Source organism: Streptomyces sp. 1-11, from assembly GCF_007176755.1.
Classification (GTDB): Bacteria; Actinomycetota; Actinomycetes; order Streptomycetales; family Streptomycetaceae; genus Streptomyces.
This window is the reverse complement of sequence record NZ_BJTV01000003.1, coordinates 547,545-569,069: the sequence shown is the minus strand read 5'-3', so window position 1 is coordinate 569,069 and position 21,525 is coordinate 547,545. Positions and strand designations below refer to the sequence as shown.

Annotated in this window: 23 protein-coding genes, 1 tRNA gene and 1 pseudogene; 16 read left to right on the top strand and 9 right to left on the bottom strand. The window is 74.4% G+C overall.

Going from position 1 to position 21,525, the window contains the following annotated elements; all coding sequences use genetic code 11:
* The coding region (locus tag TNCT1_RS09685; RefSeq protein ID WP_160160384.1) for an alcohol dehydrogenase catalytic domain-containing protein at positions 1–215 on the bottom strand (215 nt) is incomplete at its 3' end.
* 407 nt (positions 216–622) lie between these two features.
* Here TNCT1_RS09685 and TNCT1_RS09680 point away from each other — a divergent pair.
* On the top strand, positions 623–910 hold the full coding sequence (locus tag TNCT1_RS09680; RefSeq protein WP_143630412.1) for a hypothetical protein: 288 nt from the start codon (positions 623–625) through the stop codon (positions 908–910).
* A 135-nt stretch (positions 911–1,045) separates the two neighbouring features.
* Here TNCT1_RS09680 and TNCT1_RS09675 read toward each other — a convergent pair whose 3' ends face one another.
* Positions 1,046–1,321, bottom strand: a complete 276-nt coding sequence (locus TNCT1_RS09675; protein ID WP_143630411.1) for a hypothetical protein — start codon at positions 1,319–1,321, stop codon at positions 1,046–1,048.
* A 242-nt stretch (positions 1,322–1,563) separates the two neighbouring features.
* On the bottom strand, positions 1,564–2,706 hold the full coding sequence (locus tag TNCT1_RS09665; RefSeq protein ID WP_143630466.1) for an MFS transporter: 1,143 nt from the start codon (positions 2,704–2,706) through the stop codon (positions 1,564–1,566).
* A 266-nt stretch (positions 2,707–2,972) separates the two neighbouring features.
* Between TNCT1_RS09665 and TNCT1_RS09660 the strand changes: the two genes are divergently transcribed.
* Positions 2,973–5,771 carry a SpoIIE family protein phosphatase/ATP-binding protein gene (locus TNCT1_RS09660; protein WP_143630409.1) on the top strand — a complete coding sequence of 933 codons (2,799 nt, stop codon included), beginning with the start codon at positions 2,973–2,975 and terminating at the stop codon, positions 5,769–5,771.
* A 146-nt stretch (positions 5,772–5,917) separates the two neighbouring features.
* On the opposite strand, the gene TNCT1_RS09655 is transcribed toward TNCT1_RS09660, so the two are convergent.
* From TNCT1_RS09655 to TNCT1_RS09640, 4 genes are all read right to left on the bottom strand, one after another.
* A complete protein-coding gene (locus TNCT1_RS09655; RefSeq protein ID WP_143630408.1) occupies positions 5,918–6,532 on the bottom strand; it encodes a poly-gamma-glutamate hydrolase family protein in 615 nt (204 codons plus the stop codon).
* Positions 6,533–6,554: 22 nt separating this feature from the next.
* Positions 6,555–8,414, bottom strand: coding sequence for a copper resistance CopC family protein (locus tag TNCT1_RS09650; RefSeq protein WP_143630407.1), 1,860 nt, complete (start codon positions 8,412–8,414; stop codon positions 6,555–6,557).
* Between the two features lie 110 nt (positions 8,415–8,524).
* A complete protein-coding gene (locus TNCT1_RS09645) occupies positions 8,525–9,121 on the bottom strand; it encodes a GNAT family N-acetyltransferase (RefSeq protein WP_143630406.1) in 597 nt (198 codons plus the stop codon).
* Positions 9,114–11,255 carry a penicillin acylase family protein gene (locus TNCT1_RS09640; protein ID WP_143630405.1) on the bottom strand — a complete coding sequence of 714 codons (2,142 nt, stop codon included), beginning with the start codon at positions 11,253–11,255 and terminating at the stop codon, positions 9,114–9,116. The genes TNCT1_RS09645 and TNCT1_RS09640 overlap by 8 nt, the downstream gene beginning before the upstream one ends.
* 137 nt (positions 11,256–11,392) lie before the next feature.
* Here TNCT1_RS09640 and TNCT1_RS09635 point away from each other — a divergent pair, with 137 nt between their 5' ends.
* The 4 genes from TNCT1_RS09635 to TNCT1_RS36635 all read left to right on the top strand — a co-directional run bounded on the left by TNCT1_RS09635 (position 11,393) and on the right by TNCT1_RS36635 (position 13,295).
* Positions 11,393–11,995: an HhH-GPD-type base excision DNA repair protein gene (locus TNCT1_RS09635; RefSeq protein WP_143630404.1), complete on the top strand. Its 603-nt coding sequence runs from the start codon at positions 11,393–11,395 to the stop codon at positions 11,993–11,995.
* 61 nt (positions 11,996–12,056) lie between these two features.
* Positions 12,057–12,725, top strand: a complete 669-nt coding sequence (locus TNCT1_RS09630; RefSeq protein WP_143630403.1) for an HdeD family acid-resistance protein — start codon at positions 12,057–12,059, stop codon at positions 12,723–12,725.
* A 77-nt stretch (positions 12,726–12,802) separates the two neighbouring features.
* The gene (locus tag TNCT1_RS09625; protein ID WP_143630402.1) at positions 12,803–13,123 is read left to right on the top strand and encodes a hypothetical protein; all 321 of its coding nucleotides are present in this window, start codon (positions 12,803–12,805) and stop codon (positions 13,121–13,123) included.
* Positions 13,124–13,169: 46 nt separating this feature from the next.
* Positions 13,170–13,295: a hypothetical protein gene (locus tag TNCT1_RS36635; RefSeq protein ID WP_268894160.1), complete on the top strand. Its 126-nt coding sequence runs from the start codon at positions 13,170–13,172 to the stop codon at positions 13,293–13,295.
* A gap of 17 nt (positions 13,296–13,312) precedes the next feature.
* Here the strand turns inward: TNCT1_RS36635 and TNCT1_RS09620 are convergent.
* Positions 13,313–14,888, bottom strand: a pseudogene (locus tag TNCT1_RS09620) (helicase HerA-like domain-containing protein).
* Between the two features lie 115 nt (positions 14,889–15,003).
* Here TNCT1_RS09620 and TNCT1_RS09615 point away from each other — a divergent pair.
* Both TNCT1_RS09615 and TNCT1_RS09610 read left to right on the top strand, forming a co-directional pair.
* Positions 15,004–15,300: a type II toxin-antitoxin system VapB family antitoxin gene (locus tag TNCT1_RS09615; protein ID WP_004943146.1), complete on the top strand. Its 297-nt coding sequence runs from the start codon at positions 15,004–15,006 to the stop codon at positions 15,298–15,300.
* Between the two features lie 96 nt (positions 15,301–15,396).
* Positions 15,397–16,038, top strand: a complete 642-nt coding sequence (locus TNCT1_RS09610) for a LytR C-terminal domain-containing protein (protein ID WP_235902447.1) — start codon at positions 15,397–15,399, stop codon at positions 16,036–16,038.
* Between the two features lie 18 nt (positions 16,039–16,056).
* Here TNCT1_RS09610 and upp read toward each other — a convergent pair whose 3' ends face one another.
* Positions 16,057–16,692 (bottom strand): uracil phosphoribosyltransferase, encoded by a 636-nt coding sequence (gene upp / locus TNCT1_RS09605; protein ID WP_143630401.1) that lies wholly within the window; start codon positions 16,690–16,692, stop codon positions 16,057–16,059.
* A 97-nt stretch (positions 16,693–16,789) separates the two neighbouring features.
* Between upp and TNCT1_RS09600 the strand changes: the two genes are divergently transcribed.
* From TNCT1_RS09600 to TNCT1_RS09565, 8 genes are all read left to right on the top strand, one after another.
* Positions 16,790–17,008, top strand: coding sequence for a hypothetical protein (locus tag TNCT1_RS09600; RefSeq protein ID WP_373920464.1), 219 nt, complete (start codon positions 16,790–16,792; stop codon positions 17,006–17,008).
* Between the two features lie 332 nt (positions 17,009–17,340).
* Positions 17,341–17,877, top strand: coding sequence for a hypothetical protein (locus TNCT1_RS09595; RefSeq protein WP_143630400.1), 537 nt, complete (start codon positions 17,341–17,343; stop codon positions 17,875–17,877).
* Positions 17,878–17,933: 56 nt separating this feature from the next.
* A complete protein-coding gene (gene tadA, locus TNCT1_RS09590) occupies positions 17,934–18,365 on the top strand; it encodes a tRNA adenosine(34) deaminase TadA (RefSeq protein ID WP_143630463.1) in 432 nt (143 codons plus the stop codon).
* Between the two features lie 45 nt (positions 18,366–18,410).
* Positions 18,411–18,495: transfer RNA gene (locus TNCT1_RS09585), tRNA-Ser, on the top strand.
* Positions 18,496–18,682: 187 nt separating this feature from the next.
* A complete protein-coding gene (locus TNCT1_RS09580) occupies positions 18,683–18,862 on the top strand; it encodes a hypothetical protein (RefSeq protein ID WP_143630399.1) in 180 nt (59 codons plus the stop codon).
* Between the two features lie 10 nt (positions 18,863–18,872).
* Positions 18,873–19,166 carry a Dabb family protein gene (locus TNCT1_RS09575; RefSeq protein ID WP_143630398.1) on the top strand — a complete coding sequence of 98 codons (294 nt, stop codon included), beginning with the start codon at positions 18,873–18,875 and terminating at the stop codon, positions 19,164–19,166.
* 175 nt (positions 19,167–19,341) lie between these two features.
* Positions 19,342–20,178, top strand: a complete 837-nt coding sequence (locus TNCT1_RS09570; RefSeq protein WP_143630397.1) for an RNA polymerase sigma factor SigF — start codon at positions 19,342–19,344, stop codon at positions 20,176–20,178.
* Positions 20,179–20,491: 313 nt separating this feature from the next.
* Positions 20,492–21,427, top strand: coding sequence for an RNA polymerase sigma factor SigF (locus tag TNCT1_RS09565; RefSeq protein ID WP_143630396.1), 936 nt, complete (start codon positions 20,492–20,494; stop codon positions 21,425–21,427).
* Positions 21,428–21,525: the final 98 nt, after the last annotated feature.

The window sequence follows — 21,525 nt, the reverse complement described above, 5'->3', positions numbered from 1 at the left end:
ACGGCCGGACCGACCTCCACCACCTGGCCCATGTTCTCGTGACCCAGGGTGCGGCCGGACTCGAACGAGGTGCGGCCCTCGTACATGTGCAGGTCCGAACCACAGATGTTGGTGGTGGTGATCCTGACGATGATGTCGCAGGGGTGCTCGATCTTCGCGTCCGGCACGTCCTTCACTGTGACCGTTCGCGGTCCTTCATATACCGCTGCTTTCATGGCGACTTCCCTTGGTGTCGCGGTGTGGCGGTGATGGGAAAGGTGCAGGGAGTCCGGCTCCCGGAAGTCCCGGCACGTCTCCGCGGGCCGTTCACCCGGAGCAGGTGAACGGTGGCTCTGCCGCCGGCTCGCCAGGCGGAGCGTCGGCGCTCCGGCGGCGTCCGGTGCGGGTCCCCTCACCATTCGACGCAAAACGAACATTCACCGATCGATCGGATGATTTTCCGCATCGGTACGGGAGCAGCCGCCTCCCGTCGAAGGGCCCACCGGGCTCAAGCCGGCCGGCGGCCGCCCCGCACGCCACTGGTCGCCCGGTTGGATGACGCCCGGATGCGCCGCGTGCACGCTTCCGTACGGTCGGTTGCAGGGCCCGGACCTGCCTGGCCCGCCTAGCCGGGAGGTTCGTCATGCGCCGTACGATCTCGACACTCGCCACACTCGCCGCCGCCGGAGGGCTCGCGCTCGCCGTCGCGGGCTCGGCGTTCGGCGCGAACGGGTTCCTCGCGATCGACGGGGTCCGTCACGACGACCCGAGAGGCTGCTTCGAGGTGACTCACCTCTCGACGGTCTTCAACTTCACGGACACGCCCGCCCTGGTGCACAACGTTCCGGGCTGCGCGGGCGGGCCCGTCCAGGTCATCCCTCCCGGGCTGGCGGTGCAGATACCCGGAACGCACAGCATCTTCATCGGCTGACCGGTGCCGGGGCCCGTGTCCTGCCCGGTCCGGCCCTGAGGGCGCGGCCGGCCTTCCGCACGGGGCCGTGGCGGGGTCTTCCGTCCGCGCACGGGACCGGGCCTTCCGTCCGCGCACGCCGCCGGACTTCCGAGGTCAGCCGCTCGTCTCCGGCCCCCACCGCTCCGGTCCCGCCCCGCGCCAGTCGATCCACGGGGCCTCCGCCACGTCGGCCGGGTCGATCTCCAGGCCGGCCCGGCGGAGGAACTCCGCTATGTCGGCCGCGTTGTGGGCCAGGCCGAGGAATTCGCCGCCCACGCGCACGCGGCGGCCCCCGGACGGCGACGGCGGGAGCACGGTGACGAGGACCGGTCCGGACGACAGGCCCTCGGGTCCGTCCGGGGCGTCGGGGCCCGCGTCCCAGCCCGTCATCGGCGAGGCCGCTCGTTCACGGGCCCGTCCGCCCGTCCCAGCGCACGCAGCTCCCGCCAGGCCGCGGGAGCGGGGCGGCGCCGCTGCCAGCCGGGATGGAAGAACGTCTGGGTCGAGAGCCGGTACAGGCGCCGGCGCAGTTCGGTGCGGCCAGGGTGCTCGGCGAGCTGCCGGTACGTGGCACTCCACTCCCTTTGAGCCTGCGCGAGATCGTCGGGGAACGTTCGCATGAATGAATTCAATCATGTGTTCGATTTTCGAGGCCACTTGCCCGCCAGGCCGAGTGCCGCGCCGAGGATCAGCAGCAGCCCCAGGGCCGCGTAGCCGTGGGTGAGGGAGGTCCGGGCGGCGACGACCGCGACCAGCAGCGGGCCGCCCGCGTCGCCGAGTTCACGGCCGAGTTCGCCGGCGCCCATGGTCTGGCCCAGTCGTTCCGGCCGGGTCGAGGAGGCCAGGGCGGCGAAGCCGAGCGGGGTGATCAGGCCGGTGCCGGCGCCGATCAGGGCCGCGGCGGACAGCACGCCGGCCAGGCCGGGCAGCATGGCGCAGCCCAGACCCCCGGCCGCCAGCAGCAGCCCCGCCGGCAGGCCGGCCCGAGCGGTGAGACGTCCGCTGTCCAGCGCCCGCCCCGCCCTCGGCTGGACGACCGCCGAGCACGCGGCCAGCAAGGACACGGCGGCACCGGTGGCGACCGCTCCCAGCCCGGCGGCGCGTCCGGAGACCGGCAGGAAGCCCACCCCGGCCGACAGTGCGGCGGTCGCCGCGGCCAGCGCCGACGCCGGGGCGAGGAAGGCCGGTTCGGCCAGCCGCCGGGCCAGGTCCAGCAGCGTCTGCCGGGCCTTGGGCAGCGGGGCCACGACGGGCACGGCGGCCGCGGCCCAGACGGCGACCGCGGCGGCCAGCACCGCGAGGACGGCGAAGAGCAGCCGCAGCCCGCCGGCCCGGACCAGGACGCCGCCGAGCAGCGGCCCGAGCGTGTAGCCGAGCGACTTGTGGAAGCCGTAGCCGCCGAACGCGCGGCCGTGCCGGGCCGCCGGGTTGAGCCGGGCGACGAGCGCGGAGGCGGACGGCGAGAAGGCGGAGGCCGCCGCACCCTGCCCCAGTCGTGCCGCCCAGAGCCAGCCCGGGCTGTCCACCACCGCGTACAGCGCGGACGCGGCGGCGAAGGCCACCAGCCCGCCGAGCAGGACCGGGCGGGCGCCGATCCGGTCGGCGAGGGTGCCGAACACCGGCTTCAGGACGACCTCGGCGCCGTCGTAGAGGGCGAGCAGCCCGCCGAGCGCCAGCAGGGAGGTGACCGCGCCCGCGGTGTCGCTGCCGAGGCTCGCGGCGACGCCGTGCGCGCCGAAGGCCGTGGTGAACCCCGCCGCGTACAGCGGCCGCATCGGCCGGGCCGGCGCGGACGGCGCGGACGGCGCGCTGCTCACCCGGCTCATCGCAGGCCCCTTTCCGCGCCCTCCGGCACGTCGCACCGAGTGGCACCGCCGTGCCGGGACCGCTCCGCGGGGACCTCGACCGTATCCCGCCGCGCACCGGGCCGGGAGGAGCGCCGGCGCCGGGGGCGCGGCGCCGGACGGACGCGGGCCCCGGGCGCGGCCCCGGGACCGGGCTTGAGCGCTCCTGGGTCGGCCGCTGGTGCTATCAAGGGGATATGGAGGTATTTTCCGGACAGCCTCCGGGTTCGGCGGAGCACTGGTCCGCCGAACGCCGGCGGGGACGGCGTACCTCCCTGCTCCACCTGCGCAGTGTGGCCGGACAGGTGCTCCTGCTGCAGATCGCGGTCGTGGTGCTGCTGGTGCTGGCCGCGGTGGCGGCCGTGGTGCTCCAGTCGGCGCGTGACGCGTTGCGGGAGGGACGCCGGGAGTCGGTCGTCGCGGCCCAGTCGTTCGCGAGCGCCCCCGGGGTGGCCAGGGCGCTGCGCAGCCCGGATCCGACGGCGCTGCTCCAGCCGCGGGCCGAGGCGGCCCGCAAGAACTCCGGCGTCGACTTCATCATCGCCATGAACAAGCAGGGCATCCGCTACACGTACCCCTATCCGAGCGAGATCGGGAAGAAGTTCGTCGGCACCATCGGGCCGGCGCTCCAGGGCCGCACGGTCGTCGAGCAGGTCGGCGGGCCGCCGCTGCCGACGGGCGGGGGCACGGCCGTGCAGGCGGTGGTCCCGGTGCACGACGCGCGGGGCACGATCGTCGGCCTGGTCTCCGCCGGGATCGCGGTCAGGAACGTGGCGGCGCTGTGGATGCCGGAGCTGCCGATCACCCTGGGCGCCGCCGCGGTCGCGCTGGCGCTGGGCGTAGGGGGGACGACCCTGGTGTCCCGGCGGCTGCTGCGGCAGACGCACGGCCTGGCCCCTTCGGAGCTGGCGGAGCTGTACGAGCACCACGAGGCGGTTCTGCACTCCGTGCGCGAGGGCGTGCTGATCACCGACGCCGAGGACCGGCTGCTGCTGGCCAACGAGGAGGCGACGCGGCTGCTCGGGCTGCCCGACGACGCGCGGGGCCGTCCGGTGGAGGAGCTGGGCCTGCCGGAGCCGGTCCAGCGGCTGCTGACCACGCCGGAGCCGGTCACCGACGCGGTGCACCTCGTGGGGGATCGGCTGCTGGCGGTGAACAAGCGTCCCACCTACCCGCGGTCCGGACGCGGGGGCAGCGTGGTGACGCTGCGGGACACCACCGAGCTGACGGCGATCACCGGCCGGGCCGAGTTCGCGCGCCAGCGGCTCAACCTGCTGTACGACGCCGGGGTGCGGGTCGGCACGACGCTGGACGTGGGGCGCACGGCCCAGGAACTGGCCGATGTGGCGGTGCCGCGCTTCGCCGACCTGGTGACGGTGGACCTGCTGGACGCGGTGCTGCGCGGATGGGAGCCGACGGCGGAGGGCTGGCGGCACCTGCGGCGCGCCGCGATCGCCGGCGCAGCGCAGAAGGTCCCGGTGTACCCGCTCGGCGAAGTGATCGACTTCTCGCCCCTGGCCCCGCAGATGCGGACCCTGCAGGAGGGGCGCGGCATGCTGGAGCCGGACCTGCGGCAGTCCCCCGGCTGGCACGAGCAGGACCCGGAGCGGGCCCGGCTGTTTCTGGAGTGCGGGCTGCGTTCGCTGGTGGCGGTGCCGCTGCGGGCGCGGGGTGTGCCGCTGGGCGTGGCGAACTTCTACCGGCGCGAGTCGCAGCCGTTCGAGCCGGACGACCTCTCCTTCGCCGAGGAACTGGCGGCGCGGGCGGCGGTCGCCATCGACAACGCGCGCCGCTTCACCCGGGAGCACGCGATGGCGGTGACGCTGCAGCGCAGTCTGCTGCCGCGCGGGCAGCCGGAGCAGGACGCCCTCGAGGTCGCGTGGCGGTACCTGCCCGCGGAGGGCGGGGTCGGCGGCGACTGGTTCGACGTCATCCCGCTGCCCGGCGCCCGGGTTGCCCTGGTGATGGGCGACGTCGTCGGACGCGGGCTGCACGCGGCGGCGACGATGGGCCGGCTGCGCACCGCGGTGCACAACTTCGCCACCCTGGACCTGCCCGTGGACGAGGTGCTCGGCAACCTGGACGACCTGGTCGCCCGCATGGACAACGAGGAGCGCGGGGGCGAGGCGGCGGAGGGCCTGGAGGGCGAGGGAGTGACCGGGGCGACCTGCCTGTACGCGGTCTACGACGCCGTGACGGGGGCCTGCACGATGGCCCGCGCGGGGCACCCGGAACCGGTGCTCGTGCACCCCGACGGCACGGTCCTCTGCCCGGGCGTGCCGGCGTCCGCGCCGCTCGGCCTCGGCGGCTACCCCTTCGAGACGGCCGAGCTGTCCCTGCCGGAGGGCTCCCAGCTGCTGCTGTACACCGACGGCCTGGTGGAGGACCGCGGCCAGGACATCGACGTCGGCATGGAGCGGCTGCGCCGGGCGCTGGACGGGTCCGGAAACCGCCCTCCGGACGAGGTCTGCCAAACGGTGATCGACGCACTGAAGCCGGCCCACTCCTCGGACGACATCGCGCTGCTGGCGGCCCGCACCCGGAGGTTCCCGTCCTCCCGGGTGGCCGAGTGGGAGGTGCCCTCGGATCCGGCGCTGGTGCCCTCGGTGCGGGCGCGCTGCCGCGAGACGCTGCTGGTGTGGGGGCTGGAGGAGGCCGCCTTCACCACGGAGCTGATCCTCAGCGAGCTGGTCACCAACGCGATCCGGTACGGCTCGCCCCCGGTGACCGTACGGCTGCTGCACAGCCGCTGTCTGACCTGCGAGGTGTCGGACGGCAGCAGCACCTCGCCGCGGCTGCGGCGGGCGGCGATTACGGACGAGGGCGGCCGCGGGCTGTTCCTGGTCGCGCAGTTCGCCCAGCGCTGGGGCACCCGGTACACCAGCCGCGGCAAGGTCATCTGGACGGAACAGCAGCTCCACGACGGCGCGGCCGTCGCCGCCGGTCACGTACCGGTCGACTTCCTGCTCGAACACTTCGACGACCCCGAGCTGTGAGCCGGTCCCACGGCTTGCGGCCCACGCCCACGCCCACACTCACACTCACACTCGGCGAGGCGGCGTCGGCCGCCGGGCCGCGTCGGTCTCCAGCGGCCTGCGGCGGCGCGCGCCGGGCCGCGCCGGCCCGCCTCGCCGTCCCGGCGTCAGCCGAACCCTCCCGCCGCCAGCTCCGCGACCCCGGCGGTCAGCGCGTCCGCCACCGCCCGCGGGGGTGTCTCGGGCACTCCTGGCACCTTCTGCGGGCGCGCGGTCCGCGCGGCCGGCGGCAGTTCCACCTGGACGCCTCCGGCACGGGTCAGGTTCACGGGGTTGCGCGGGCCGAGGCCCCGCAGCCCGTCCGGGATCAGCTCCAGGTCGGTGACGGTGTCGAAGGAGGGGGCGAGCAGGGCGAGCCGGCGCCCCAGGACCCGCGCCGCCGCGCGGTTGGCGCCGCCCAGGAAGATCGACCGGGGGGCGTCGGGACGCAGATGACCGTGCAGGGAGACGGTGAGGGAGACGTGCGCGAGGAACTCCCGCAGGGCCTCGCAGGGGGCCGCGGCCATCCGGTGCGAGGGGATGTGGACCGGGGGTCCCGAGGGCTGGGTGAAGACCAGTGCGCTGGCTCCGGTGCGGGCCGCCACCTCGCGGGCCAGTTCCGCCGTGCCGCCCTCGCCGGCGCCGTGCAGGGCCAGCAGACCGGTGTCCGACCGGACCGTCAGCGCGGCCTCGAACTCCACGCCCTCGACGACGACCCGGACGACTCGTTCGCCGTGCTCCATCCCGCCCTCTCCCCCCGGACCGTCACCGCGCCACCCGTACGCTCTTCGACACGGTCACCTGGTCCACGTCCGACACGCGCACCGTCACCTTCATGGTCCACGTTCCGGGGATCGGCAGGGCGAAGGAGTCGGCCGCCCAGTAGCCGCCGCGGTCGGTGAGCCGGGCGTCCAGGGGGCCGACCCGCTGGGCCGGGAGGACCATCGCGAGGCGGAGTTCGGGGACGGAGGCCAGGCCGCCGTCGGGGCCGTAGACGACCGCCTGGACGGTGTTGGCGCCGACCCGGCCGGGGTCGAGGGTGATCTGCACCTTGCCGTGGCCGCCGGGGGTGCCGACGTCGAACGGGACGGTGGTGACCGACGCGGCCGGGATGCCGGCCGTCGTCGCCTCCGACCGCGCCGCCTCGGCCTCGGCCCGGCCGGGCAGAGTGCTGGTCAGGAGGGTGGTCAGCACCAGGACGAGGACCCCGGTCGCCAGTTCGGCCAGCACCGGGCGGCGCAGGTGGTGCGGGGCGGGGGCGGCCGGGGTGTCCGGTACGGGCGTCGGGGGCCCGGCGGGCAGCGGCGGGCCGGTGGCCGGCTCGGGGACGCGGGCCGGGCGCGCCGCCGGGGCCGGGCTCGCCAGGCGGGCCGTCCAGCGCCGGGAGCGGGAGGCGGCCGCCAGGAGCAGGGCCACCGCCGCCAGCTTGGCCAGCAGGATGTGCCCGTACGCCGTCCCGGTGAGCGCCTGCCAGGAGCCCAGGCCCCGCCAGGACTGGTAGACGCCGGTCACCGCGAGGACCGTCACCGAGGCGAAGGCCAGGCGGGAGAAGCGGGCGACGGTCCGCGCGACCGGCTCCGCCGCCCCGGCGGCCGCGTGGGCCGGTTCCGCCGCCGTGTCCCGGCGCAGCGTCAGCAGCAGGGCCGCCAGGCCGCCCAGCCAGGCGGACATGGCCAGCAGGTGCAGCGCGGTGGAGGCGACGGCGACGGGTACCTGCGGCCCGGCCGAGGCGTGTTCGGCCGCCGCCCAGGTCACGGAGAGGGCCGCGGAGCCGAGAGCGGCCGCGGTCAGCAGGGCCCGGCGGGGGACCCGCCGCCACGGGCCCCGGCGCAGGAACGGGACGCAGGCCGCCGCCAGGAGCAGCAGGGCGAGGCGGGCGAGCAGGAGTTCGCCGGGGCGGGTGGTGGCCGTGCGGGTGAGCGCGGACAGCGCGAACGCCCGCCCGGGGGACGTGCCCTCCTCGTAGGGCGCCCTCAGCAGGTAGAGGGCGGCGGTCGAGGCGAGCAGGACCCACCAGGCGGCCAGCGCCGGCCGGCGCAGCCGGGCCCGGCCCGGCGGGCGGCAGTACGCCACGAAGGCCACCGTGCCGAGGAGCAGCGCCACGGACAGGTAGGCGAGGTAGCGGGCGATGTCGTAGAGGCTCGTGGTCGCCCGGTTCTCCGCGCGGTCCGGGAGCCGGGCCGCCGGTGCCGCCGTGCGCTCGCCCACCGAGAAGGTGAGCGCGCCCGACACCGGGTGGCTGTCGGCCGAGACCACCCGCCAGGTCACCGTGTAGGTGCCGGTGCCCAGCCGGGCGGGCAGCGGGACGCGGGCCGTGTCGGAGCGGCCCGGGGCGTGGTCCGCCTCGCCGGTGCGCAGGCGGCGGTTGCCCGGGTCGTAGACGCGGAACGAGTCGGTCAGCAGGCCGACGGACTCCGTGAAGGTGAGCGTCACCCGGCGCGGCGCCGACTTCAGGACGGTGCCGTCGGCGGGGTCGGTGCCGCGCAGGGCGGCGTGGGCCGAGGCGGGGACCGCGGTGCCGAGGAGGAGCAGCAGCAGGCCCGTGCCGAGCACGGTCAGCCTCCGCAGCCACCGGTGTGCGTCGCGCACCTCACCCCTCCGTCCACCGGGCCCGGGCGGCCGCATGCGCTCCGGGTACGTCAGCCCTCCCCATGGGTACGCGGCGATCGGCCGCCGTGCTCACCGCACCGGCCGCCCGATGTGCCCGGACCGGTGGCACCGGCCGGGTCACCGGGTCAGGCGGGATCGTCCGGGAAGGCCGCCTGCCTGGTCAGGAACGCCAGTCGGGCGTGCTTCGCGGGCAGGTGCACGTCGGGGATGTCCACCTCGGGCAGGACGACCGCGGGGCCCGTCTCGAAGCCCTGGCGCCGGAAGCGGGCGATCGCCCTGGTGTTGCGGACGTCCGGGTCGACCACGATCCGGCGGCGGCCGAGCGCCAGCAGGGCGTACGCCGTCATCCCGGTCAGCAGGGCCGAGGTCCAGCCGGGGCGGCGGCCGGCGGGCCCGGCGGGGGCGAGGAGCACGTGGAGGCCGATGTCGCCGGGGCGGACCTCGTAGGTCTCGCCGACCCGGTCGGCGCCGGGCTCGTAGGTCTGCAGCAGGGCGGCCGGTTCGCCGTCCTTGGTGACGAGGTGGGCGTGGTGGGTGTCGAGGGTGGCCATGTGGGCGTAGACGTCGGCCACTTGGGAGCGGGTCAGGCCGGTCATGCCCCAGAACGCGGCGCGTTCCTCGCTCACCCAGGCGTGCACCACCTCCGCGTCGCCCGCCGGGTCGAGGGGGCGGACGCGGACGGTGCCGTAGCCGTCGATGTGCCGTTCGAACAGGTCAGACATCGTTCTCCTGGGTGTCCTCGGGGGTGAGCAGGGCCCAGTCGGTGACGACCGGGGCCAGCTCCCCCTCCAGCCAGAGGGGGAGCTGGTCGCGGTGGTGCGGTGCGCCGGGCACGCCGTCGGCGCCGAAGGGGACCACCCAGCGGCTGTCCTCGCGGCGGGCCAGGTCCCAGACGTAGCGGGCGGCCGGGCCGCGGGCCGCGAGGTCGGTGAGGCCGGGCACGGCCGAGGTGCACAGCACGCAGTCGTGGTCGCCGGCCAGGCCGGGTTCCGGGTCCGGCCGCTGACCGGGCAGTGCCCGCCAGGGGGCGAGGCGGTGGGTGTCCGCCCAGGTGCCGGCGGGCCCGGCGGCGGCGGTCCGCGTCAGGGCCTCCCGCACCACGGCGTCCCGGTCGATGCCGTACAACTCCCGTGCCTTCAGGAGGTGTTCCAGGGCGTGACCGATGCGCGGCACGAGCGCGAGCCAGGGCAGCAGGACCTCGGGGTAGGCGGGTGGTTCGGTGAGGGCGGCGAACGCCGGGTGCGCGGCGAGCCGGCGGACGACCGCCGTGCGCACCGCGGCGTAGGCCGCCGCGCCGGTGCTGCCGGCGTCCATGCGGCGGTCCCAGGCCAGCAGGCGGTCGCGGAGGCGGGCCGCCTCGGGGGTGAGGCCGTCGAGGGTGGCGATCCGGTCGAGCAGCGGACCGGCCGAGGCGAGGTGGGTGTCGGTGTGGACGGTGTGCAGGCCGGCGGCCGACCAGGTGCGGCGTTCCTGGAGCAGGGCGCGGATGCGGTCGGCGCGGTGCGGCGGCGCGAACTCGACGCCGAGGGGGGCGGCCGGGCCGCGTTGGTTGGCCATCACGGCGACGCCGTCGGTGAGTTCGCCGTACGGCGTCTCGTGCCAGCCGCGCCACTCGTGGCCCGGCCGCCAGGCGGGGACCGTCCGGACCCGGTTGTCCGCCGCGCGCACGGGGACGCGGCCGGCCACCCGGTGCAGCAGCCCGCCCTCGGTGTCGGCGGCCTGCACGACGTTGACCGGTTCGGCCCAGCCGTCCAGCGCCCGGTCGACGTCGCCGGCCGTGCGGGCGCGCAGGAGCGGGAGCAGACAGCCGAAACCGAGGTCCTCCGTGACGCGGGGCGGGTAGCGCAGGGCGAGGGCGGTGGGCAGTTCCGGGCCGTCCTCCCAGGCGACGCCCTTCACGCGGGGGGTGGCGGCCGTGACGCCCGCGTCGAGGCCCTCCGGTCCGCCGGCGATCACCGGGCCCCGCTCGGTCTCGATCACCTCGATCCCGACCGGCGCCTCCCCGGCGACCTCCACGGTCTCCGTGTGCCGCCGCGCCCGGCGCCAGACCCCGTCGGGGCCGAGGGCCTCCACACCAATGCCGGTGCGCCGCAGCCGCTCGCGGTAGACGTCCTGGTAGTCGGCCATGGCGTTGGTGATGGCCCAGGCGACGGCGCCGGTGTGGCCGAAGTGGGGGATGCCGGGCACACCGGGGACGGCGAGGCCGACGACGTCGAACTCGGGGCAGGACAGGCGGATCTGCTGGTAGACGCCGGGGTCCTCGATGAAGCGGTGCGGGTCCCCGGCGACGATGGGCCGCCCGGTGGCCGTGCGGTCGCCGGACAGCAGCCAGCCGTTGCTGCCGGCGGTGCCGGGGCCGTCGGCGGCGAACAGGCCGGGCGCCTCGGGGCCGAGGTGCCGTATCGCCTCCTCGCGCCACAGCTTGGCGGGGAAACCGGCGAACAGGATGTGCGTGGCGAGCCAGATCCCGAGCGGGGTCCAGGGCTCCCAGCGGCCGGGGGCGAGGCCCGAGCGCCCGAACTCGGGCGCGCGGCGGGCGCCGGCCACCAGGCCCTCGTTGACGCCGTCCACGTACGCCCGGACCCAGTCGGCCGTCTCCGCGTCCCGTGCCTCCAGCGCGCGGAAGCAGCGCCGCGCGGTGTCGTCGAGGCGGGCGCGGCGGGCGAACACGTCCCAGGGGAGCGCGGCCGCGCCCAGGAAGGAGGCCGAGGTGCCCCGGGCCCGGTGCCGCTCGACCTCGAGCTGCCAGGCGCGGTCCAGCGCGGTGACCCGGCCCTGGGCGCGGGCCAGGGCCCGGGCGTCGGCGGCCCGCACGTGCGGGATGCCCCAGGCATCACGGTGGATCTCGCTGGTCACCTCGGAGCACCTCTTTAGGTAAGCCTTGCCTAAGTTAATGCGAATCGTACGCGACGCCCCGCCGCCCGGGGAGGCCGGCCGGCCGCGCGCGGCGCCGCCCGGCTGCGCCGCCGGGTCCTCCGGGGCACCATCGAGCCATGGAAGCGACTCTGCACCTCGCCCAGGACCCCGAGGCCGACGCCCTGCTCGGGCGCAGCCCGCTCGCCGCGCTCACCGGGATGCTGCTGGACCAGCAGATCCCGATGGAGTGGGCGTTCAAGGGACCGGCGACCATCGCGGGCCGGATGGGCGCCCGGGACCTGGACGCCCACGAGATCGCGGCCATGGACCCGGAGGCGTTCGCCGCCCTGCTCTCCGAGAAGCCCGCCGTGCACCGCTACCCCGGCTCGATGGCCAAGCGGATCCAGCAGCTCTGCCGGTACCTGGTCGACCACTACGACGGGGACGCCGAGGCCGTCTGGCGGGACGCCGGCGACGGGCCCGCGTTGCTGAAGCGGCTGGAGGAGCTGCCCGGCTTCGGCCGGCAGAAGGCGCAGATCTTCCTGGCGCTGCTCGGCAAGCAGCTCGGCGTACGGCCCACGGGCTGGCGGGAGGCCGCCGGGGCGTACGGGGAGGAGCGGTCCTTCCGGTCCGTCGCCGACATCACCGGGCCCGAGTCGCTGGCCAAGGTCCGGGCGCACAAACAGGAGATGAAGGCCGCCGCCAAGGCCGCCGGGGCGGCGAAGGCAGCGGGCAGGTAGACCTCAGCCGGACGGCCCCGCCCGGGTGGCGGCGCGAGCCCGGGCGATCCGAGCATGGACCATGACCGAGGCACCTGGCGGCGGCCCCTCCTGGGACCGTGAGTACGACGACCGGAGCGTCCACGCGGGCCACGCCCAGCAGGCCCGCCACGAGCCGGAACCGCCCCTCGAAGGGCCCCTGCACGCCCTGTCCAGGGCCGCCTGGCAGGTCGTCCTGGGCACGGGGATCGCCTCGCTGGTCCTCGGCGTCCTCGTACTGGTCTGGCCGGGCCCCTCCCTGCTCGTCGCCGGCGTGCTGTTCGGGCTCTACCTCGTGGCCAGCGGCGTCTTCCAGCTCGCCGCCGCCTTCGGCACCCACCGGCGGACCTCGCTGCGCGTCCTCGCCTTCGTCAGCGGCGCCCTGTCGGTCCTGCTGGGCCTGTTCTGCTTCCGCGGGCCGATGCAGTCGACCCTGCTGCTCGCCCTGTGGATCGGCATCGGCTGGGTGGTCCGGGGCATCACCCAGACCCTGGCCGCCGCCTCCGACTCCGGCATGCCCGCCCGGGGCTGGCAGATCTTCCTGGGCATCGTCACCTTCGTCGCCGGCATCGTGCTGATCGACTCGCCCCTCACCTCGGTCGCCGTGCTGACCCTGGTCGCCGGCTGGTGGCTGGTGGTGGTCGGCATCGTGGAGATCGTCACCGCGGTACGCGTCCGGGGCGTGGCCCGGCAGGTGCCGCGCACGGTGTGAGGCCGGCGCTGCGCCGAACGGGCGCATCCCGGGCGGCGCGCGATGTGCCGGGGCGGCCCGGCGGGCACAGACCCCGTGTGAGCAGGACCGCGCGCATCCCCCGCAGCCGCACCTGGCTGCGGGTGCTCGTCCTGCTCCTCGCGGTGTGGGTGCCCGGCGCCCATGTGCAGGCCCTTGCGGCGCCCGCCCCGGCCGCGGCGGCCGGCGCCGCCGAGCACGACCACACCGACACCCCGCTCCGGCCGTCCGCCCGTGTCTGCCACCCGGCCGGGTCCCCCGAACGCCCCGCGCCCCCGGCCGGACCGGCGCCCGCCCCCGCGGCGGCGGCACCGCGCCCCGCCGTGCCGCGCCCGCCGGAGGCCGTGCCCCTGCTGCGGACGGTGGTCCTGCGCTGCTGACCGGGCCTCATCCCCAGGCCCAGTCAGTCCGACGCGAGGAACCACCATGCCCACAGACCCGTACGCGGTCCTGCGCGCCCTGCTGCGCGCGGAGGCCAGGCGCAGCGCGCCGGCCCGGCCGGAGGGAACGAACCCGCCACCGCAGCGGCCCGTGAAGGAGGACGGCCGCTGATCAGCCGGCGGAGGCGGTCACCGCCTCCGCCGTGCCGTGCCGAACAGGGAGCGGGTGATCTCGCGGCCGATCTGGGTGCCGACCGAGCGGGCCAGCGACTTGAACACCCCGCTGCCCACCACCTGTTCGACCAGCGACGGCTCCTCCTCGGGCCCCTTCGCCCCGGGGGTCCGGGCGGCTCGCGGAGCGGGTGCGGCCCGGCCGGTCCGCGCCGGCGGCCGGGGCCCCGGCCGCCGGCGGCCGCTCGCTCAGCCGCTCGTACGCGGACTCGCGGTCCACAGCCTGTGCATAACGCCCGTGCAGCGCGGACTCCCGCACCGCCAGGTCCAGGCCCGGCCCGTCCACCGGTCCCATCAGGGACTGCGGCGCGCGCAGCCGGGTCGCGGCGACCGGGGTCGGGGCGCCGGTCTCGCCGAGCACGGTCACCACGGCCTCGCCGGTCCCGAGGCCGGTCAGCAGCTCCTCCAGGTCGTAGGCGGAGTCGGGGAAGGTCCGCACGGTCGCCTTCAGGGCCTTCTGGTCGTCCGGGGTGAAGGCGCGCAGCGCGTGCTGGACGCGGTTTCCCAACTGGCCGAGGACGTCGGACGGCACGTCCTTCGGGGTCTGGGTGACGAAGAAGACGCCGACCCCTTTCGAGCGAATCAGGCGCACGGTCCGCGTGATCGACTCGAGGAACGCCCGGGAGGCGTCGCTGAACAGCAGGTGCGCCTCGTCGAAGAAGAAGACCAGCCGGGGCTTGTCGACGTCGCCGAGCTCGGGCAGGTCGTGGAAGAGGTCGGCCAGCATCCACATCAGGAAGGTGGAGAACAGCTGCGGCCGGTCCTGGACGGCGGGCAGCTCCAGCACGGAGACGACGCCCCGCCCGTCCGGCGCCGTCCGCAGCAGGTCGGCCGTGTCGAACTCCGGCTCGCCGAAGAAGTCCGCCATGCCCTGGGCCTCGAAGGCCGTCAGGGAGCGCAGGATCACCCCGGCCGTGGCACGGGACAGCCCGCCGATGTCCGTCAGTTCGGCCCGGCCCTCGTCCGAGGTGAGGAAGGCGACCACGGCCCTGAGGTCCTTGAGGTCGACCAGGTCCAGGCCCTTGGTGTCGGCGTAGTGGAAGATCAGTCCGAGGGACTGCTCCTGGGTCTGGTTGAGCCGGAGCACCTTGGACAGCAGCACCGGGCCGAAGCTGGTGACGGTGGCCCGCACCGGGATGCCGTGGCCCGACCCGCCGAGCGCGAGGAACTCCGCGGGGAAACCGGCCGGCGCCCAGCTCTGGCCCACCTCGGCCGCCCGCCCCTGGACGCGGTCGTTCGACACGCCCGGCCGGGAGATGCCGGACAGGTCGCCCTTGATGTCCGCGAGGAACACCGGCACGCCCTGCGCGGACAGTTGCTCGGCCATGAGCTGGAGCGTCTTGGTCTTGCCGGTGCCGGTGGCGCCCGCGACCAGCCCGTGCCGGTTGAGCACGGGCAGCGGGATCCGCACCGGCGCCCCGGCGAGGCAGCGGCCGTCCCAGAGCAGGGCGCCGAGATCCAGGGCGGGGCCGGTGAAGGCGTATCCGGCGCGGATCCGTTCGGCCTCGGCGGGGAGCGCCTCGCTGTCACTCATCCACGGCCCCTGTCTCCGATAGCACCCGTTATGGGCCTCTTCGCTCCGGCAATTCCAGCGTCGCACTGCGGCGCCATGGCTGCGCCCGGAACGTCTGGCCCGGTAGGCTTTCCGTGTGATCTTCAAGCGCATCGGAAACGGCCGGCCGTACCCCGACCACGGCCGGGAAAGCACCCGGCAGTGGGCGGACGTCGCGCCGCGCCCGGTCCGCCTCGATCAGCTCGTGACCACCAAGCAGCAGCTCGATCTGGAGACCCTGCTGGCCGAGGACTCGACGTTCTACGGCGACCTCTTCGCGCACGTCGTGAAGTGGCAGGGCGATCTCTACCTGGAGGACGGCCTCCACCGGGCGGTGCGCGCCGCCCTCCAGCAGCGCCAGGTGCTGCACGCACGCGTGCTCGAACTCGACTGACCCGGCCGACACGGCCGTTGCCCCTTTCGGGTCCACTGAACGGCGTCTGCTGATCATCTAATAGGCATCGCCGCTCAGGCACACTACGCTGCGCTCATGAGCATGCTGACTCCTCCCGGCATGGGCGGCCAGTACCGGATCACGGGGGGCAAATACCCTCGGATGCGCCCTCCCCGGCGGCGCGGCAGGCTCGTCGCCGCCGTGCTGGCCTCCGTCGCCGCGCTCGGCCTGATCGGCTGGGGCACCCTGCAGCTCATCGACGTCTTCACCGGGAGCGGGAAGAAGTCCGAGGCGGACGGCGGCAGGGCCGAGTGCCCCGTCGCGAAGGCGTCAGCGGCGCCCGCCAGGGCGGCGCTGCCCGCGCCCCGCGCCATCACCGTGAACGTCTACAACGCCACCACCCGCAGCGGCCTCGCCAAGGCCACCGCGGACGAGCTGAAGAAGCGCGGCTTCCGGATCGGCGACGTGGGCAACGCGCCCAAGGAGTTCGACAAGAAGGTCAAGGGCTCCGGGGTGCTGCTCGGCCCCGCCGCCGCGCTGAACACCTCGCTGCCGGTGCTCGCCACCCAGCTCGCCGGCGCCGAGCCCCGCACCGAGGCCGGCCGCAAGGGGGCCGACCTCGACCTGATCATCGGCGACCGGTTCGGCGGCCTGACGCAGCGGGCGGCCGCCGACCAGGCGCTGGCCCGGCTGAGTGAACCGAAGCGGACGACCGCCGCGTCGCCGAAGGGCTGCTGAACGGGCCGGGCCCGAGCCCTACTCGGCGGCGCCGTACAGCCGGTCCCCCGCGTCCCCGAGGCCGGGGATGATGTAGCCGTGCTCGTTGAGGTGGTCGTCGACGGCCGCCGTGACGACCGTGACCGGGGTGCCCGCGAGCTCCCGCTCCATGACCTCGACGCCCTCGGGCGCGGCGAGCAGCACCACGGCGGTGACGTCGTCGGCGCCGCGCTTGATCAGCTCCTGGATGGCCGCGACCAGGGTGCCGCCGGTCGCCAGCATCGGGTCCAGGACGTACACCTGGCGGCCCGAGAGGTCCTCCGGCATGCGCGAGGCGTAGGTGGAGGCCTGCAGGGTCTCCTCGTTGCGGATCATGCCGAGGAAGCCCACCTCGGCGGTCGGCAGCAGCCGGACCATGCCGTCCAGCATGCCGAGGCCGGCCCGCAGGATCGGCACCACCAGCGGGCGCGGGCGGGCGAGCTTGACGCCGGTGGTCCGGGCGACCGGCGTGTTGATGTCGACCTGTTCCGTGCGCACGTCCCGGGTCGCCTCGTAGGCGAGCAGGGTGACCAGCTCGTCGGCGAGCCGCCGGAAGGTCGCGGAGTCGGTGCGCTGGTCGCGCAGCGTGGTGAGCTTGTGGGCGACCAGGGGGTGGTCGACGACGTGGAGACGCATGTCCCTAACAGTAACCGCGCTCGGCCGCGCCCGGCGCTGGCATCAAACCGCCCGTCCGAGGGAAGGTGGGAGGGACGGACCCGGGGTGGTGTGAACTGTGCCTGACCTGCCTGATCAGAAGACCGTCGCCGCCGTGGACGCCGGGAGCGCGACAGGCCCCCGACGGCCCGAGACGGACGCCGAGCGCCGGCGCCGACGCGCCCAGTTCCTGCGCGACCTCGCCGAGGCCCGGGCGCTGCGCGACCGCGTCCAGCCCCGGCGCGCCAAGGCGGCCCGGCTGCGCCACGCCATGCGGATGCGAACCTTCCGCTGGTAGGGGGATTCCGGCGTACGGTCGGGTGGGAAGAGACCCGTGGGAAGGAAGCCGGTAGGAAAGACCGGCACCAGCGCCGGTGTTGCTCCGGCGGACGTGCGCACACGCCGGTGAGGCCGCGTACGATCCGCAGGTGGCGGCAACGGACACACACGTGGGCCGGTCACGGATCCACGATCAAAACAGCCGGACACAGGGAGCCGAAGACGTCCCCTGAACGTCTTGTTTCTGCCACGATTCCGAGTGGACGGGGCCCGGAGCCCAGCTCTTCCCGCCCATGACCTCCGCCGGGGGGACCCCCAACCGGCACGCCTATGACCAGTGGGAGAGTCACGGTGTACTTCGCCGCACTGCTCGCGCGCACCGAAGACGGGTGGGAAGCGAGCGACACGGAGCTCGACGATGTGGAGACCCTGTCGGATCTCGCCGACCTGGCCCGGGAAGCCTCTCCGGAGGAGGACACCGTGCTCGTGCTGATCGAGCAGGAGGACGCCTGGTTCGGTGTCGTCCGCGTGGACGGCGAGGAGGATCCTCGCATCTACGTCTCGGACGCGGCCGCCGCCGCCCGCAGCGCCTACGGCGAGCTGCTGCTCACCGACGAGCTGCTGGGCCGGGAGCCGGGCGCCGACGACGGCCCCGACCTGGACGCCCTCGACCTCGACGGCACGGAGGACGGCGAGTCCGAGGACGACGAGGACGACACGGCCGGCGCCTCGGCCGACGCGGTGCCGCACAGCCCGGTGGGCGACAGCGAGATCCTCGACGACCTGGGCATCAGCGAGAAGGAGCTGCGCACCCTGGAGGCCGACGACGCGCTGGGCACGATCGCCGAGGCCCTGGGCGCCTCGGAGGTGCTGGAGACCGTCCGCTGAGCACCGAGCACACCGCCGGCGCACCCGACCCGGTGCGCGGTCCCTGGCGGGCCGCGATGCGGCTCGCCCTGGACGAGGCCCGGCTGGCCGTGCGGGGCGGCGACGTCCCCGTCGGCGCCGTCCTGCTGGCCCCGGACGGCACGACGGTGCTGGCCGCCGGGCACAACGAGCGCGAGGTCACCGGCGACCCGACGGCGCACGCGGAGGTCCTCGCCCTGCGGCGGGCCGCCGCGAAGCTCGGGCAGTGGCGGCTGGCCGGCTGCACGCTGGTCGTCACCCTGGAGCCCTGCACGATGTGCGCGGGCGCGCTGGTGCAGTCCCGGGTGGACCGGGTGGTCTACGGCGCCCGGGACGAGAAGGCGGGAGCGGCCGGCTCGCTCTGGGACGTCGTGCGCGACCGGCGGCTCAACCACCGCCCCGAGGTCGTCGAGGGCGTCCTGGCGGAGGACTGCGCCGGGGTGCTCACGGAGTTCTTCCGGGACCGCTGAATACCGATTTCTGACCACGCCCCACCTTGCTGTAGGGTCTCCCTCGGTAGCGTGTCCGAGCGGCCGAAGGAGCTCGCCTCGAAAGCGAGTGTGGCGCAAGTCACCGAGGGTTCAAATCCCTCCGCTACCGCTCCGTACGAGGGGCCCGGTCCATTGGACCGGGCCCCTCGGGGCTTTTCCGACTCCCCCCGCACCGGCCCGCGTTGGGACTCCCCCGCGACTCGCACACAATTCCCCGGCCGGAACACACGAGCGGGCGGATAAACTCACCGCCGACAACAGGGCGCCGAGGAGTCACAGGTACAGGGGAGGCCGCGGTGGCGGTGAACGCCAAGAAGATCGCCGTGTTCGTGCTCGTGGTCTTCGCGCTGTACGTGATCATCACCGACCCGGCCAAGGCGGCCGACTACGTCCAGATAGGCTTCGAGGGCATATCGGACGCGGCCAAGGCCATAGGCGACTTCATGACCTGGGCCGCCAACGGAGGAAAGAACTGAGGTACGCCCCATGATCCGCCACTTGGTCCTCTTCAGGCTCAACGAGGGCGTCGAGCGCGACGATCCGCGGGTCGTGGCGGGCGCGGAGGCGTTCAGGGCGCTCGGCGGGCAGATCGAGGAGCTGCGGTTCTGGGAGTGCGCCTGGAACATCAGCGACCGGCCCATCGCGTACGACTTCGCGATCAACTCGGCGGTCGACGACCGGGAAGCGCTGCGGCGCTACCTCGAACACCCGGCCCACCAGGCAGGCGTCGCGCAGTGGCGGGAGTTCGCCACGTGGGTGATCGCCGACTACGAGTTCTGACCCCCGCACGCCCGGAGCCCTCCATGGAAGACATGGGGGGCTTCTCCGCTTCCCGGGCCCCGAACTGGGCGTCATCCGGCCACAACACGGCGTTATGCGGTGCTTGCACACAGTGCACATGTCTTGTGATGCTATGACCGCTTTTGACGGATGACTGACCGATGAAGAGGTGGCGTTGACCGTGTCGGCCAGTACTGCGCCGCCCCAGGACGAGGTGCCCAGCCCCTCCCCTCCTGCCCCCGAGAAGCGCCGCGGCGCCGACACCCGCGCCCTGACCCAGGTGCTCTTCGGCGAGCTGAAGGAGCTGACCCCGGGCTCGCCGGAGCACGACCGGGTGCGCGGGGCGCTGATCGAGGCCAACCTCCCGCTGGTGCGCTACGCGGCCGCCAGGTTCCGCTCCCGAAACGAGCCGATGGAGGACGTGGTCCAGGTCGGCACCATCGGCCTGATCAACGCCATCGACCGCTTCGACCCCGACCGGGGGGTGCAGTTCCCCACCTTCGCGATGCCGACCGTGGTGGGCGAGATCAAGCGGTACTTCCGGGACAACGTCCGCACGGTCCACGTACCGCGCCGGCTGCACGAGCTGTGGGTGCAGGTCAACAGCGCCACCGAGGACCTCACCACCGCCTTCGGGCGCTCCCCGACGACCGCCGAGATCGCCGAGCGGCTCAGGATCAGCGAGGAGGAGGTCCTCTCCTGCATCGAGGCGGGACGCTCGTACCACGCCACCTCCCTGGAGGCCGCGCAGGAGGGCGACGGGCTGCCCGGCCTGCTGGACCGCATCGGCTACGAGGACCCGGCCCTGGACGGCGTGGAACACCGCGACCTGGTCCGCCATCTGCTGGTCCAGCTCCCGGAACGGGAACAGAGAATCCTGCTGCTTCGCTACTACAGCAATCTGACCCAGTCACAGATCAGCGCGGAGCTCGGTGTGTCCCAGATGCACGTGTCCCGGCTGCTCGCGCGCAGCTTCCAACGGCTGCGATCCGCGAATCGCATCGAGGCATAACCGGCGCACGGGAGCACGCGCCGGAACACACCAGCCCACGGCCGTTCGAAAGCGGGATCGATCACTCACCGGCGAGAGCGAATCGCCCAGTGGGGCGGTTCCCGACAGTTGTGCGCCGAAAGACCGTCAGACCCCTTCTTTCCAGGGCCGATTCGCAACTCACATGTCGACATGTCACTACAGCGTGTTGCCGACATGTGACATTCTGCGGGAAGCGCGTTTGCCGGAGCTCCGGCGCCGGTATTCAGGTGAAGGCTGCGTCGCTCGCAATGACGGCGCCGCCGCGACCGTCCCGCGACCCAAAGGGGGTGGCATGTCCGCAGACCAGGGCAGCTCGAAGGTGCTCACGCCCACGAGCGAGGCAGCGCCCAAGGAGCTCGACGCTCTCGACGTCCTCGACGGCATCGAGGGCGTCACGGCCCTCGATGCCGTGCCGGCCCAGGCCGACCCGGCCGCCGCCCCTGCCCCGGCCCCGCCGGCCGCGGCGGACATCGACACCAGGACCCTGTCCCGGTCCCTGTTCCTGCGGCTCGCCGCGCTCGACGAGAGCAGTCCCGAGCGCGCGTACGTCCGGGACACCCTGATCGAGCTGAACCTCCCCCTCGTGCGCTACGCGGCGGCCCGCTTCCGCTCGCGCAACGAGCCGATGGAGGACATCGTCCAGGTCGGCACCATCGGCCTGATCAAGGCGATCGACCGCTTCGACTGCGAACGGGGCGTGGAGTTCCCGACGTTCGCGATGCCGACGGTCGTGGGCGAGATCAAGCGCTTCTTCCGTGACACCTCCTGGTCGGTGCGCGTCCCGCGCCGGCTCCAGGAGCTGCGCCTGGCCCTCACCAAGGCCAGCGACGAGCTGTCCCAGAAGCTGGACCGCTCCCCGACGGTCACCGAGCTGGCCGCCGTGCTCGGCGTCTCCGAGGAGGACGTCGTCGACGGCCTCGCGGTCGGCAACGCGTACACCGCCTCCTCGCTCGACTCCCCGGCGCCCGAGGACGACGGCGGCGAGGGCTCCCTGGCCGACCGTCTCGGCTACGAGGACAGCGCGCTGGAGGGCGTGGAGTACCGGGAGTCCCTGAAGCCGCTGCTGGCCAAGCTCCCGCCCCGGGAGCGCCGGATCATCATGCTGCGCTTCTTCGCCAACATGACCCAGTCGCAGATCGGCGAGGAGGTCGGCATCTCCCAGATGCACGTCTCCCGGCTGCTGACCCGGACCCTGGCCCAGCTGCGGGAGGGCCTCATCTCGGACTGACGGGCGACGGGGGCCACACCCGCCCCCGGGCCTCTCCCGTCCGCGCCCCTACGCGGGCACACGGTCACAGGGCCGCCGACGCGCCGTTGCGGCAGCGT